General features: G+C 70.0%; 13 protein-coding genes. 7 read left to right on the top strand and 6 right to left on the bottom strand.

The window, feature by feature from the left end:
* The 7 genes from BLQ73_RS32950 to BLQ73_RS29985 form a co-directional block, all read left to right on the top strand.
* The coding region (locus BLQ73_RS32950) for a phage tail protein (protein WP_420820050.1) at positions 1-675 on the top strand (675 nt) is incomplete at its 5' end.
* Positions 676-1557, top strand: coding sequence for a hypothetical protein (locus tag BLQ73_RS30010; protein WP_245691554.1), 882 nt, complete (start codon positions 676-678; stop codon positions 1555-1557).
* Positions 1554-4265, top strand: a complete 2712-nt coding sequence (locus tag BLQ73_RS30005; RefSeq protein WP_093176128.1) for a phage tail protein — start codon at positions 1554-1556, stop codon at positions 4263-4265. The genes BLQ73_RS30010 and BLQ73_RS30005 overlap by 4 nt, the downstream gene beginning before the upstream one ends.
* Positions 4266-4280: 15 nt before the next feature.
* The gene (locus BLQ73_RS30000; RefSeq protein WP_093176125.1) at positions 4281-4964 is read left to right on the top strand and encodes a hypothetical protein; all 684 of its coding nucleotides are present in this window, start codon (positions 4281-4283) and stop codon (positions 4962-4964) included.
* 67 nt (positions 4965-5031) lie between these two features.
* The gene (locus BLQ73_RS29995; RefSeq protein ID WP_143020526.1) at positions 5032-5364 is read left to right on the top strand and encodes a hypothetical protein; all 333 of its coding nucleotides are present in this window, start codon (positions 5032-5034) and stop codon (positions 5362-5364) included.
* Between the two features lie 116 nt (positions 5365-5480).
* Complete coding sequence (locus BLQ73_RS29990; protein WP_093176120.1) at positions 5481-6212, top strand: DNA-methyltransferase; 732 nt, start codon at positions 5481-5483, stop codon at positions 6210-6212.
* Between the two features lie 170 nt (positions 6213-6382).
* Positions 6383-6976, top strand: coding sequence for a peptidoglycan recognition protein family protein (locus BLQ73_RS29985; protein ID WP_176955774.1), 594 nt, complete (start codon positions 6383-6385; stop codon positions 6974-6976).
* A gap of 618 nt (positions 6977-7594) precedes the next feature.
* On the opposite strand, the gene BLQ73_RS29975 is transcribed toward BLQ73_RS29985, so the two are convergent.
* The 6 genes from BLQ73_RS29975 to BLQ73_RS29950 all read right to left on the bottom strand — a co-directional run bounded on the left by BLQ73_RS29975 (position 7595) and on the right by BLQ73_RS29950 (position 13794).
* Entirely contained in the window at positions 7595-9796 is a 2202-nt protein-coding gene (locus BLQ73_RS29975) for an NB-ARC domain-containing protein (protein WP_093176112.1), read from the bottom strand.
* Entirely contained in the window at positions 9793-10821 is a 1029-nt protein-coding gene (locus BLQ73_RS29970) for a CPBP family intramembrane glutamic endopeptidase (protein ID WP_093176109.1), read from the bottom strand. Before BLQ73_RS29970 ends, BLQ73_RS29975 begins: the two co-directional genes overlap by 4 nt.
* 75 nt (positions 10822-10896) lie before the next feature.
* Positions 10897-12153 carry a tetratricopeptide repeat protein gene (locus tag BLQ73_RS29965; protein ID WP_093176107.1) on the bottom strand — a complete coding sequence of 419 codons (1257 nt, stop codon included), beginning with the start codon at positions 12151-12153 and terminating at the stop codon, positions 10897-10899.
* A 251-nt stretch (positions 12154-12404) separates the two neighbouring features.
* Positions 12405-12719: a hypothetical protein gene (locus BLQ73_RS29960; protein ID WP_093176104.1), complete on the bottom strand. Its 315-nt coding sequence runs from the start codon at positions 12717-12719 to the stop codon at positions 12405-12407.
* Positions 12716-13120, bottom strand: coding sequence for a hypothetical protein (locus BLQ73_RS29955; RefSeq protein ID WP_093176101.1), 405 nt, complete (start codon positions 13118-13120; stop codon positions 12716-12718). Before BLQ73_RS29955 ends, BLQ73_RS29960 begins: the two co-directional genes overlap by 4 nt.
* A complete protein-coding gene (locus tag BLQ73_RS29950) occupies positions 13117-13794 on the bottom strand; it encodes a hypothetical protein (RefSeq protein ID WP_143020525.1) in 678 nt (225 codons plus the stop codon). The genes BLQ73_RS29955 and BLQ73_RS29950 overlap by 4 nt, the downstream gene beginning before the upstream one ends.
* Between the last annotated feature and the right edge of the window lie 253 nt (positions 13795-14047).

The raw sequence follows: 14047 nt of genomic DNA, 5'->3' as shown, positions 1-14047 counted from the left end.
TCCGCGACCAGCTCCGTCTGGAACGGCATCAAGTCGGCCGTGACCAGCGCCATCAACGGCGTGAAGTCGATCATCACGAGCGTCCTCAACGCCATCAAGTCCGCCTGGTCCACCGCCTGGAACACTGCCCGGACCCTGGTCACCACCGCTTGGTCGCGGATCAAGACTGCGGTGTCCACCGCGATCTCCGCCCTTCTCGGCTTGGTCCGCGGCATTCCCGGCCGGATCACCTCCGCATTGGGAAGCCTCGGGTCGCTGCTGTACAACGCGGGCCGCAACGTCATCCAAGGCCTGATCAACGGCATTAAGGGCATGATCGGATCCGTCGGCTCGGCCATGAAGAACATCGCCGCCAAGATCCGCGAGTACCTGCCGTTCTCGCCGGCCAAAGCCGGTCCGCTGAAAATCCACCCTCCGGACAAGGCCGGTCGCACGATCGCGGCGATGCTGGCCGGCGGCATCGATTCCGGCCAGCACCTGGTGGCCCGGGCCGCCTCCGGCCTGGCCTCGGCGACCCTGCCCAACGTCGCCGACCACCTCAGCGACCCGGAGACCGACGGCGAGAGCTCCGGAGGTGCCCGGTTCGTGATCCATAACCACTACCCGCAGGCCGAGCCGACGTCGAAGACGACGAACCGGGCGTTGCAGTACGCCGCGGCGCTGGGGGTGGTCTGAGTGCATGAGCACGTGTACCCGACCTACACCGTCGACGGCATCGGCATGGACGGGCCCGGCTGGTACCTCGCGCCCGAGACGCGCCGCCGGCCGATGCCCGCGGCCCGCGCCGTCTCGGTGAAGGTGCCCGGCCGCTCCGGCGACCTGCCCATTGTCGGCCTGGACCTCGAGCCGACCGCGTTCGCGCTGGACCTGCACGTACTCCCCGTAAGGCCCGACGGCGCCGAAGGCGGCTTCGAGGCGCTGGAACACAACCTGGAGGCGCTCGCCGCAGCGTTCGGCGTGCGGCACCGCCTGCTGGATGTCCGCTACCACGCCGCGCCCGGAATCGTCCGCCGCGCCGAGGCGACCGCCCTGGCCGCGAGCGAACCGATGGTCGACGTCGGCAACGCCGTGGCCCGGCTGCAGGTCCTGCTGACCGTGCCGGGCGCGATCTGGCGTGACGTGGCGACCGCCACCTGGACGGGCGCTCTGCCCAGCGCGGCCCAGGCGGTGACGCCGCTCGCGGGAAGCACCGCACCCGTCACCGACGCGGTGCTCCGCATCACCGGGCCCGCCGTCAACCCGCAAGTGGGCGACGTGGTGAGCGGCGGCACCCTCGCCTGGGACGGCGTCCTCGCCGCCGGCGAGCGGTTGCTCCTCGACTGCGCCGCGCTGCACGCGGCGAAAGTCGCCGGCGACACCTGGGACCTGGCGGCCGGAACGGATGTGACCGGCGGCGTCTCCTCGGCCGGGCCCGGCTCGGCCTCGCGGTGGCTGCACCTGACACCGGCGATCTCCGGAGGCGACCCGCACAGCCGATCCGTCACCGTCACCAGCTCGGCGACCGGCACGACCGGCGCGAGCGGCCTGCAGATCCGCGCCCGAAGGGCCTACCTGTGACGACCTATGACTTGCGCCTGGTGGCGTACGCGCCGAACGGGTCCCGCTCGGGCATGCTGCCGCACCCTCTGTCCATCGACACCGGCTTTCCGCTGAACGATGTGCCGTCGCTGACGCTGGCCTACAGCGCGCACGCCGTCGGCGCGGCCCGCCTGGCCGGCCCGTGCGAGGTCGCCGTCGAGTACTCCACCGGCGCAGCCTGGGTCGAGCCGCCGAACGGCCGGTTCCTGCGGATCAAGCGCGCCGGGGATCCGACCGATGAGACCGGCGCCCGCTCCTACACGCTGCCCGGCTACAGCTGGATGCTCTGCAAGTTGATCATGTATGCGGGGCCGGTGGTGGTCGACGGCAAGCGGCCTTTCTCGGCTGTCTCGGCCGGGGCGATGCTGCGCACGCTCATCGATGAGGGCCACGCCCGCGGCGCTCTGCCCGGCCTGGCCGTCGACTTCACCACCACCCACGACAGTGCGGGCCAGCCGTGGGCCCACGCGCTGACCCTCGCCCTGGAGCCCGGCCAAGAAGCCCTGGCCCTGCTGATCAACCTCTCCGAGCAGGGCGTGATCGACTGGCAGATGCAGGGCCGCACCCTGCGCGTCTTCAACGAGGGCACCACGTTGGCGCCCGACCTGGCCGGCGGCCTGTCACCGGTGGCGCTGCGACTGGGCCGCGACGTCGTCGACGCCCCCGACGAGGCGACCCTCGAAGAGCTCGCCAGCGCGATCCTCATCGAGGGCGAGGAAGGCCTCTCCCTGGAGGTCACCAACCCCTCGGCGACCGCGCCGTGGGGACGGTGGGAGACCCACCAGCAGCAGGGCGGTGTGTCCGACACCGGCACCGCCACCCTGCTCGGGCAGGCCGCACTGGAGCGCACCAGCCGCGAGCGGGTGCAGATCACCCGCAGCATCACCCCGTACGCCGCCCGGCACCTGCCGTGGGCGCACTACTCGCCTGGCGCCTACGTGCTGGCCCCCGGCGACGGCGGCCAGCTGCAGCGCCTGCGCATCCGGCAGATCACCCTGACCCGCAACCAGGACGGCATCGTCGGCGGAAACCTCATCTTGAACGATCGGTTCCTCGAGGCCGACATCCGAGCCGCCCGCCGCGCGGCCGGAATCCTCGGCGGCGGGGTCGCCTCCGGAGGTAGCGGCGTCGACCCCGCGCCCGAGGCCGGCGGCCGGGTGCCCGCCGCACCGGCCGGGCTGATCGTGGCTCCGCTGGCGTATGTCGACGAGCACGGGTACGCCCGGGGCCAGGTGACCGCGACATGGTCGCCGGTCGCCGCCGACGTCAACGGTGTGGCGATCAACGTCGATGGATACGAGCTGTACGGGCGGATCGACTCCGTCGGCGAGGTCTGGAGGCAACTGACCGCGACCGACGGCGGCGACACCACGGCGACCTACAGCCCGCTGCCGGTCGACATCCACTACGCCTTCAAGGTGCGCGCAGTCTCCCAAGGGGTGAAGGGCACCTTCTCCGCACCCCAGGCAGTGCTGATCCCCGACGACGTCACCCCGCCGCCGGTGCCGACCGCACCCCAGCTGGCCACCCGGCTCAGCATCATCTCGGTCTACTGGGACGGCCAGGGCGTCGGCGCGGTCCCGATGCCGGCCGACTTCGAGCAGGTACGCGTGTGGATGAGTACCGCCGGGATCGGCGGTCCGTTCACGGAGGTCGGCACGTTGCGCGCGGCCGGGGCGCTGCTGGTGGCCGACCAGCCCTATGGTGCGAACCGCACGTTCCGGCTCACCTCCGTCGATCGGCGCGGCAACGAGTCGACGCCGAGCAGCGCGGCGGCCATCGCCACCCAGCCGCTGGTGGACACCGACATCATCGGGCAGATCATCAGCGGCGCGAATATCGTCAACGGTTCCCTGAACGCCGCTGACAAGGTCATCGCCAACACCATCACCGGTGGCCTGATCCAAGCACTCGCGATCGATACCGGCCACCTGAAAGCCAACGCGGTCACGGCCGACAAGGTCACCGCCGGGTCGATCACCGGGGTCAAGCTGTCCGGTGACGCGATCGATGGCAAGACCATCACCGGCGCGTTCATCCGCACCGCGGCGGCCGGGCGCCGCCTGGAGTTCGCACCGCCCGGCGCGGCCTACCCCGAGATGCGGTTCATCCCGGCCGACGCCGGCTCGAACTACACCCGGCTGAGAACTCGCGACGACCAGTTCGCTGGCGAGGCCACGTTCGAGGTCACCTCCGGCACCAATTCCACCGCCACGGCCGCCTCGCAGACCACCATCGCCGCCGGGTATATGCAGATGCAGGTTCGCGATGCCGCCCTTGTCGACCCCAACGGTGGCCTCATGGAGCTTGCCGAGGGGTACGCCCTCTACGGGTACTTCCGCACCGCGGCAGACGAGCAGTACTTCTGGTTCGACGGCAGCGGCCGGACCCGGCACGTCGGCAAATGGTGGGACTACACCGCCTTGGGGCCGACCGCAGGGATCATGGCCGGGTCCATTGTGTTCTCCGCCTCCGGTGCCGCGCCCAACACGCGGATCGTCTCCTACGGGGCGACCATGAGCGGCAACATGGGGCCGGTCTGCGTGATCCGCCGCGGCCTCGGCAGCCCGTCCACGCACAACCCGTCCGGGTCCTGGTACGTCACCGAGTCGCTGCCGACCGGGTTTCGGATCAACACCTCATTTCCCGACGGATACGCCGTCTACTGGTGGGCTCACCGCCACTGACCTGGGGAGGAACGCATGGCCGAGGAGATACAGGTCTGGGATGCCGAGCTGGCCTACGGCAATGCCGCCCTGCAGGCCGCCGCCCCCGCCAAGACTGCGCCGCCGGCGGCTGACGGTGCCGAGCCGATCTGGTGCGTCTACCAGGTGGCCCCTGCCTCGGGCATGCACATTCAGCACGCCTTCCCGCACTCGGCGTTCGAGTGGCGGTGTGCAGAATACGGCCTCGATCCCGACGACCTCGACACCCTGCTCGACGTCGTCCTCTACGAGCCGTACCTTCCCGATCTGGGGGACCTGTTCGCCTGGCAGGACCCTGCCGCCGCGGCGATTCTGGAGGCCACCCGGGAGTTGCCGACCTGCTGGACCCCCGGGGTGTCGGACGAGACCCGCCTGCAGGCGCACCTCGAGCGGATCGCCGTGGCAAAGCGGCACCGCGTCCTGATCACGTCCGCGCCGCGGACGGACCGCCAGGGCGCCCTGGACTACGTCGGCGCGCGCCGTACGGCTCCACCGGATCCGCTGGCGCCTATCAAGGAGCAGACGCGGCTCGACCCCGTCCGCGTCCGATCCCGGCGCTTGGCCGTCGACTGGATCCGCGCCGCCGGCGCCGCACCCGTCCGGCCGACTGTCGGCCTCAAGCCGTCGGCGACGTTCGTCGGCACGCAACCGGCGATAGCGCCGCCGGAGGCGCCGGGGTGATGCGCAGAAGGCACCGCCGGCAGGGAGATGATCACCATGCTGCCCTTTCCATGACCATGGAGTCTCAGTGAGTGACTCACTCGATTTAGCACTCGCAAAGCTCAGCGAAATGACCGCCGTCGGTCTCGCTGAGATCAAAGGCCAGTTGGCCCTTCTCGTCCATCGGGCAGAGCACTCGGAACGCCGCACAGAAGAAATCACCGTCCAAGCCGATGCCGACCGGCGGGCATCCATCGAACGGGATGAAGAACTGGAGCGGCGACTCGACGTAATCGAACGCGAGGCCGTCACCAGACCTCAACTCGCCGCCCGGACCAAACTTCTCCTGACGGCTGTGGGTGTCATGGTGACGGCCACGGGCGTGGTGATCGCGCTGCTGACGTTCCTGAACCGCACCTAGCTCCTGGCCCCAGTCGAACCGGGGGACGACTGGGGCCAGGCAATCCCCCGGGCCTCCCCCCTCGATCGACTCGCTCGCCCGCCACCCGCGGGCGTACGCGACCCCGAGGAGAAGCCATGACCTGGCAGATTCATCGTGGCGACGCGCTCGCCGTACTGCCCACCATCCCCAACGGTTCCGTCGACCTGGTGCTGGCCGATCCGCCGTACAACTCTGGCGGTCGAACCGCCGGTGAACGCGTCGGCTCGACCGCACGTGACAAGTACGTTTCCACCGACGCCGGGCACACTCTCGCCGACTTCGCCGGCGACAACCGAGACCAGAGGTCGTATACCTACTGGTTGTCGCTGATCTTGTCGGAGTGCCTGCGCATCGCTCGCCCAGGTGCTTCATGCCTGGTGTTCTGCGACTGGCGGCAGGCGCCTGCTACGTCCGACGCTCTGCAGGTCGCCGGCTGGACATGGCGCGGCATCATCCCCTGGAGGAAGCCGATCAGCCGCCCACAGCGGGACGGCTTCAAGAGGGAATGCGAATACGTGCTCTGGGCTAGCCACGGCACGCCCGTACGGCACGAAACACCGATCTATCTGCCAGGGCTTGTGGAGGGTTCGCAGCCACGAGGAGCGGCCCGGGTCCACATCACCCAGAAACCCGTCGGGATCCTGCGTCAGCTCATTCGTGTGTGCCCGGCCGGTGGGACCGTCCTTGACCCGTTCGCAGGCTCGGGGTCCGCAGGTGTCGCTGCGATCGAGGGGGGGCGCTCCTACATCGGTATCGAGAACACCGCCCATTACGCCGAGGTGGCCCGCGGCCGCCTGGCCCAGGCAGCGAAGGAGACGAGCGCATGAAGCTGGTTCCTCGATCGGGCTGGGGAGCTCGTGCACCGAGGCGCGTGACCCGGCTCCCTTCGGCCCGGGGGGTGAAAGTCCACTATCTCGGCGCCCCGGTTACCTCTGTGCCGAAATCACGGTGTGCGACAGGGTGCAGGTCCAAAATACGCGCGGTCCAGCGCCAGCACATGGACGGCAACGGCTGGTCGGATATCGCCTACAACTTGCTGGTGTGCGAGCACGGCATCATCTGGGAGGGCCGCGGAGCCCGGGTAATGTCGGCCGCCAACGGGGAAGGCCGCAACACCGACCATTACGCGGTCTGCGCACTGCTCGGCACGTGCGGCCTGGTCGAGCCGACTGACGAAATACTCACAGGGCTACGGGGTGCCATCGACTACCTCCGGCAGCGCGGAGCCGGGGACGAAGTCCTTGGCCATCGTGATGGCTATGCCACCTCCTGCCCAGGTGAGCCGCTCTATGCGTGGGTGCGGGCTGGGGCTGTACGCCCTGTGAAACGTACTTGGACGGAGGAAGCTGTGCGTGATCTCCCCCTTCTCAGAATCGGGGCCGGCGTTGTTAAGGACGACCACCGGCGGTGGGACGTGAAGACGCTCGTGGCGTTGCTGTGGGCACGCGGGTTCCCCATCCCTTCGGGAACAGACGAGACCGTGTTCAGCGTCGCCGTCGCCGAAGCAGTCCGCGCTTTCCAGAGGACCGAGAAGCTGCGGCCTGATGCAGTGGTCGGTCCGAAGACATGGACAGCCCTGCTGCGCCTCTGAGTCCTGATCCGCAACACCCGTTCGCCCCGTGCCGGATGGCCGGGGTCTTGTCGTGTCTGGAGGACGACTTGTCCGATCTCATCATTTCGTGGATCCGTACCGGAGTCGCAGTCGTCGGCGGCTCTGTGATCGCGTGGCTTGCGGTCCGTGGCATCAAGCTGGACCCGGCCTCCGCCGCGGCGGTGGTCCTCGCGGTGGGAGGTGCGTGTGTGACGCTGTACCAGGTCGCGGTTTCAGCTCTGCAGCGGAGGTGGCCGTGGGTCGGCCTGCTCCTTGGGTCGACCAAGGCGCCCTCGTACAGCTCAGTCCGGAGCACACGCGAGCGGCGTCCCGGCGGCCGGACTGGCTGGGGCGTGTAACCCCTGATCCCGCATCGATGTTGAACTGCCCGCCTGCCGTGTCGGCAGGCGGGCAGTTTTTCGGTTGTGGCGGCATCAGAACTGCAAGGAGCTCGACCTGCGCCGATGTGGCGCGGTTTCAAATTTCTGACCAGAAATGAGGGCCCATTCCCTCGATGACCATGCCGATCGGGAACCCCTCGTCGTGGGTCATGAACATGCCTGCGCCCTGACCACCGTCACGTACGGTCGACCAGCGAAAGAGATACCCGGTCAGCGTTCATACGTCGGTGGGGTCGGCCGCGCTGCCTGCAGGATCTATACGCAGATACCTCAGGCGGGCCTCCGCCCGGACCGTGTCGGGATGGCCGAGCTCGCGCAGCAGCGCGGCGGCCTGCTCCTGGTAACCGACCGCTGCGCTGTACTCGTGCCGGGCCTCGGCGACCTCGCTCAGCAGGCCAAGGATTTGGGCCTGCATCGGCCGGTGGGTCGCCGCCTGGGCGATCTCCATGGCCTGGCCGAGGCGTGTCTCCGCCACCACGAGTCGCGGAGACGGCTTGCGAAGGTAGGTCTCGGCGATACGGACGAGGGTCCATCCAATGTTGGAGGTGTCCGCGAGCTCGGTGAACTCGTCGCACGCGCGGTGGAGGTGCTCCAGCGCGGAGCCGTACCTGCGGGCCGAGAGATCGAGCTCCCCCGCGTGCCGCCAGGTGAGGGCGACGGCCCGGTCTCTGGCGTGGGCGATGAAGATTCTTGCGGCTGCCTTGTACTCCTTGCGCGCCTCATCGAAGTGTCTGCTCCTGCCGTGCGTGCCGGCGTCGTCTCCGAGCCGCTTGTACACGGTGCCCAGGGTCTGCCGTGCCGACGCCTCGCTGAGTTCGTCGCTGGCATTGCGCGCGTTCTTGACCGCGATGCCCAGCAGGTCGGCCGCCTCGGTGTATCGCCTGAGGGCGACAAGGTAGGAGGCGCGGGCGACCGCCGAGCGGCTGAGCTGTCCCGGATCGTCCATGGCTTGGGCGGCACGCAGGGCAATGTCGGTGACGCTGTCCCAGACGGGATACGCGCGCCGATACAGCGCGAGCGACCTGATGGCTTCGGCGAAGGCGCACGCCTCCGGATGCAGCCCGCGCTCAAGCGCGAGCGCGGCGGCGGCGCGGATCTCCGCCGCGGTCTCCTCCAGCCAGTCCAGCGCGTCCGCAGCGGTCTCGAACACCAGCCCTGCTGTGTGCGCCTGCTGGTAGCGGTCGGTGTAGCGCAGCCGATCGGGCATGGCGGCAAGGTCGGCCGTCAGGGCCGCGTCGAGCAGCCAGCCGACGATTCTCTCGATGGCTTCGGCATGGGCCTGTGCGGTGTCGATGTGCTCGGCCAGGGCCCGGGCATGCTCCTGCACGGTGGTGTCGATGGTGTAGAAGCCGCCTGCCTGCTGCAGCAGGCAGGCGCTGCGCAGTTCGGCGGTCACGCGCAGGGCTTCGACCGCGTCAACGTCGAGAATCCTCTGTACAGACATGGAAGCGACGCGCGGGCCGGGATGAAAGGCCAGTCTCCGGTAGGCGCGCTGCCCCTGGCTGGTCAGTCCGGCATATGCCGCGTCGAGCACGGTGCCGGTGCGGCTGGCATTCACGGGTTTCCTCTCCGGGGTTCTTGTTCTCGCGGCCAGCTCCATGGCCAGGGAGGTGAGTGACCGCTCCCGGGTCGATAGGTGGGCCGCGGCCGCGACCAGGGCGTGAGGCAGCCCGCCGCAGTCTTGGACGAGCTGCTCGGCGGCGGCTCGTTCGTCGTTGACGCGACGGCCGAGCAGTCGCTCCAGCAATGCGATCGCCTCGGTTTCGGGGAGCGGGCCCACCGTGAGGCGGTGCGGGTCTTGGCCGATGAGCCCGCCGAGCCGTTCTCGTCGGGTGGTGGCCACCACCAGGCTGCGGGCTGATGCCGGCATGAGCGGCATGATCTGCCGGGAGGATGCGACGTCGTCGAGCATGATGAGCAGGCTGCGGTGGCTGGTGAGAGTGCGGTAGAGCGCCAGCCGGTCTTCCGGGTCAGGTGAGATCTGCGCGGGGGTGGCGCCGAGGGCGCGGGAGAAGCGGTGCATGATCTCGCTCGCGGCGGGGCTGGGGCTTGGGCTGCAGCCGCGCAGGTCGGCATACAGGTGGCCGTCGGGGAACTGCCCGCTGATTTCGTGTGCCCATCGGGCTGCCAGCGCCGTTTTGCCTGCACCGCCGGGGCCGGATATCACGACCAGGGCCGGGGCGGGCGGGCACCAGGGAGCGGTGCCCGCGTGGGTGAGTGCGTCGCTGAGCTCGGCGAGCTCGGTGACGCGGTTGACGAATGCCCGGCTTGCCGGTGGAAGCTGCCGCGGCGGCGGTGTCGGGCCGGCGGCGCCGTAGATCACGATGCCGCCGGTGACGGTGCCCGCCTGGACCAGGCCGTGGATCGGGCCTGCGGCCGAGTTCTGGGGGGCGGGTGGTGTCTGCGGGCTGGGGTTCATCGGTTTCCCGCGCGTTGCCGGTCTCGGCGGAGCGCGTGTGCGATTAGTACGGCCGCCCCCACGGCCGCCGCGGTGCCGACCGCCCAGTAGGTCGAGGCCCACGCGTTGATCACGTTGTATGTCAGGTGGGCGGCAATCAGCGGCCACAGGCGCCGCCGCCACCGGTACAGCAGCGGCAGTACCACGCCGGCCAGCGCGAAACTGACGACCTGCCACGGAGAGATCAACAGGTGGGAGAGCACTCGCATCGCGGCGAGGACGGCCACCGCGCCCCACCATCCCCACCGGGAGAACCTCTCGGCGAGGATCGCGCTGGCGACTCCGGCGAGCACGAGTTCTTCCACGAAGGAGGCATTGAGGATCATCACGGCCAGCTCCGCTTGTTCCCACGGCGTGAAGAATGCGGCGCTGGTGCGATGGATCTCGGGGACGCCGTCCCACAGCATGCCTGTGTGTATGAGGAGTCCACCGGCTGCGAAGGTGGCCAACGCCGCGGCGAAGACGGCCAGGTCCCCTCGGCGGGGCCGCCCCAGGCCCAGCGCCCGGGCGTTCAGTCCGCGGCGTGCCGCCAGCCCGATGATGACCGATGTTGCGAGTACCACGCTGCCTAGCTGTGTGCTGATCCTCAGCAGCACCGGGTCGATCTCCACGGTGACGAACGTGTTCATGGCGATCACTGCCACAGCCACCACGCATGCCGCCGCGACCGTGATCAGTCGTCGGGGTAGGCCCTTGGGGATGCCGATGGCGCCGGAGGCTTTAGAGGACGTGATCCAGATCAAGACTGGCACCAGGAGCATGGCGCTGATCGTCCGCAGCGGCACGTCTGCCCATGGGACTGCGGGGATCGGGAAGACGTGCTCGGCGAGTTCCCACAGCGTGGTGGCCGAGGAAGGCACCAGGGGCAGGAGGGCGAGCGCCGCGTGGATGAGGGCGGTGCGCCTGCGGACCGGCGGCCAGGGGCGCCGACCGGTCCGGAGGGTAGAGCAGTGGCTTGTACCGTCGTCCGTGATGGGCGAGGTCACAACAGCTCCTATGAGTGAGGGCCGCCGCCGCTCAGGGCGGCTTGGCTGAGGGGGGAGTCGGCGTCTGCCGGTGGATCAGGCGCCGGTCGGGTCCGCGGCGGGCTGTGCGGCCTGCGGGCCCGGCGAGTGGGGCCACTGGAGGAGTTCGACGACCTTGTCCTGGTGGTAGATCGCTGTGGCCTCGTCGGTGGCGATGAGGGCCAGGCTGGTGTGGATGTCGGCTTGGATGCCGGTGTGGGTGATCTGCTCGGCGATCTCCAGGGCTCGCTCAAGCTCCGGCTTGGCCGCGGTCGGATTGTTCATGCGGATGTGGACTGCGCCCACGAGGGCGCCGGTGCGGACCAGGTTGTAGCGGTCACCCAGGTCGGTGAACAAGGAGCGGACCGTGCGGAACCGGGCGAGGGCGGTGTCGTAGTCGCCTTGCACGACCGCTACTTCGGCGAGCCGCCGGTTCAGCAGAGCCGTCCCGCGAGCGTCATCGGCCTCCTCGAACAAGGCGCAGGCGGCGCGGAATCGCGCCTCGGCCGCTGCGGCCTCGCCAAGGCTCAGCCGGACAACGCCTTCGATCTCGGCCGCTGCGGCCTCCCCCGGCAGGTCACGGGCCTTGCGCGCGGCCTGAGTAGCCTCCCTCGAGCAGGTCAGGGCTCGCGCGAGCTCTCCGACGTGCAGGAGGTAGGAGGCCCGGGCGGTGAGCATCCGGCCGACCAGCATCCGGTCGCCGAGCATCCGGGCGGCGGCCACCGCCATCTGGGTGGCGGCGTGCCACACCTCGGTGCATCTGCGGTGGCTACGGTGCAGGAACACCGATCTGAGCCCCTCGGCCATGGCCACCACCTGCTCGTACATGCCGTTCTCATAGGCCGCGATCACCTGGGCGTGCAGGACGTCCAGGTGGTGGTCGACCCAGTCGAGGGCGGCCGCGGCGTCGTCGAAGGCGCCGCGTTCGACGCGGCGGTAGCGGGGGCTGGTCCGCAGCCGGTCGGGCATGGCGGTCAGGTCGGCCTCAAGGACCTTGACCAGGTACCAGTCGATGGTTCGGTCGAGCGTTCGGATGCGGTGGCGTACGGAGTCGTAGCCCTCGGCCATGCCGAGGGCGTGGTCGTGAGCCCCTGCGGCGAAGCGGTAGCGGCCGGACTCGCACTCCTCGAGCAGCCCGGCCGCGGCCAGAGCATCCAGGTGCGTGACGGCCTGCTCGTGGGGGGTGTCCAGGACCACTGCAGCGGCCGCGGCGGAGATGTGCTTTCCGGGGTGTATGCCGAGGGTGCGGTATGCGCGCTGATGGGGCTCGGGCAGGGCGTCGTAGGCCTCGCCGGGCTGCACGGTGCTGGGCATCGTCGAGCTCCTTTCTTTACTTGTGGCCGGTTGTGCTTGGGGCCGCGGGGTCCTGGCCCTCCTTCCAGGACCCCGCGGCGATCACGGGGGCACGCCGGCCCGGGCAGGACCTCTCCGCGAGGCCGTACCTGACCGGTGTCCCGGGGCGGCGCACAGCCCGTGCAACGGCCGGGCTGTGCGCCGGTGGCGCGGCCGGCGGAGGAAGGGCTGGGATCCGGCGCGCCTGATGAGTGCCTGTGCAGCACCCCCGGTCAGGGGGCGTGCTGCATAGGCAGGTCGGTGGGTGGGGGCTGCCGCTCGAGGAGGACGCGGAGCCTGTCTGCGCTGTGTGCCGCAAGGGTCGGGTGGAAGCCGAGCATCCGGGCGGCAGGGGTGAGCGCGCGGCGGCGGCTCGCGTACCAGTGAGCCGGTGCGCCGCCGGCGCGGGAGCGCCATATCGACCAGGTGTGGCCGTAGGCGCGGCGCAGTGCGGTGAGCTCGGCCGCATCGTGGGCGTCGTCTCGCGCTTGCGGGTCGGAGACGATGATCCAGGTGGTGCCGCCGATGAGGCGGGGGCGGCCGGTCACCGGTCGAGCCGTTTCAGTCCGGCGAGCACCCGCTGCAAGGTCGTGTCGTCGGGGAGCGTGGCCTTCTCGACGAGGGGTTTCCCGGCGAGGGTGCGGCCGCGGGGGCGGCGGGTGAGGGGCGAGGTCCGCTGCCGGGGAACCGCGCGCCGTACCGCGACGGCGGCGGCCGCCTGGGCCTCGATGGGCAGCATGCCCGCGCGGCGGGCCGCCTGGTCGGCGAGGTGGCGCCACACCAGGGACCGGGCGTGGGCCTGCGCGGTGGTCGGCGGCGCGTAGGCGTGCTGCGGCCGGTGCGGCAGTTCGGCGTTGGGGTGGGCGGCGGCGGGGTGGCCGCACCAGCGGCATCCCGTGGGGGTGGGAGGACGGTCAGCAGTCCAGCGGACACGGACGACGGTGTTCATGCCGCCACCGCCTGTTCGATGGGCTGGCGGTTGGTGGCAGATGGCGGCGGCGCGGGCGATCCCGGGGTCAGGGCAGTGCCCGTGCCGCCGCCGGCACGCGAGTCCCGCAGGGCGGGAGCACGCGAGATCAGGTGGGGTGTTGATGGGCTGATGGTGGGGGTTGTGACCATTTTGGTCGGGGAAGCGGCCTGTGGTGTCCACTTCCCATACGGACCAGTTCTTACCCGTACCTTCTTGGCGTAGCGGCGAGGCCGCTGGTAGGGCACGGTGGCGGGCGGCCGGGAGAGACACGGCCGCGTTGTGGTCGCGGGCGCCCGGGTCGGCAGCTCGACGGGGCGCTCGTCACGCCGTGACTGCTCAGCGTCCGCCGACGTAGGCACGGCTTCCTCGGTGAGCGCCGCCGCGGTGGCCACGGGTGCGACCGGGGCGGGCTCGACCACGAGCTCGTCGGCGGCCGGGCGCGGCGCGGGGACGAGCACCGGCTTGGGCGCGGTGTCGTACCGCGGGAACGGGATGAGGCCGTGCTGCTGGTAGCGCTCCCGCAGACGCGCGGCCATGAGGCCGGCCGAGGGGGCCTCGTAGTTGTGGCCGTCGTCGCCGACGCCGTGCGCGTACGGTGCGGTGCCGCATGCCGCACATCCCATTGGGAGCGGTTCGTTGTCGAACGTTCCCATGGATCTCGGTTGGGGGGCTAAGCCCTTAAGGTTGGACATTGGGTCAGGACTCCTTGTTCGGTGCTTCCTGATCTGGTCAAGGGCCCGTCTGGCGTGTGCAGCGCCAGATGGGCCCGTTTCTTTGATGTATGCGTGTTCGGCGATGGGCATGCCTAGGCATGCCCATACATGTCTGGGCAGGTCCCAACAGGGTGGGCACTGGCGGGGCAGGCTACCGTCAAGACCATGATCGACTGGGAGCCGGAGCCGGAGC

Source organism: Sinosporangium album (assembly GCF_900100605.1).
GTDB classification, from domain to species: domain Bacteria; phylum Actinomycetota; class Actinomycetes; order Streptosporangiales; family Streptosporangiaceae; genus Sinosporangium; species Sinosporangium album.
This window is presented reverse-complemented; position numbering and strand designations above follow the sequence as displayed.

Excerpts from the sequence above, each read along its gene's own strand:
- BLQ73_RS30000 (WP_093176125.1), top strand. The coding sequence starts at position 4,281 with ATGGCCGAGGAGATACAGGTCTGGGATGCCGAGCTGGCCTACGGCAAT.
- BLQ73_RS29990 (WP_093176120.1), top strand. The coding sequence starts at position 5,481 with ATGACCTGGCAGATTCATCGTGGCGACGCGCTCGCCGTACTGCCCACC.
- BLQ73_RS29985 (WP_176955774.1), top strand. The coding sequence starts at position 6,383 with ATGGACGGCAACGGCTGGTCGGATATCGCCTACAACTTGCTGGTGTGC.
- BLQ73_RS29975 (WP_093176112.1), bottom strand. The coding sequence starts at position 9,796 with ATGAACCCCAGCCCGCAGACACCACCCGCCCCCCAGAACTCGGCCGCA.
- BLQ73_RS29965 (WP_093176107.1), bottom strand. The coding sequence starts at position 12,153 with ATGCCCAGCACCGTGCAGCCCGGCGAGGCCTACGACGCCCTGCCCGAG.
- BLQ73_RS29955 (WP_093176101.1), bottom strand. The coding sequence starts at position 13,120 with ATGAACACCGTCGTCCGTGTCCGCTGGACTGCTGACCGTCCTCCCACC.
- BLQ73_RS29950 (WP_143020525.1), bottom strand. The coding sequence starts at position 13,794 with ATGGGAACGTTCGACAACGAACCGCTCCCAATGGGATGTGCGGCATGC.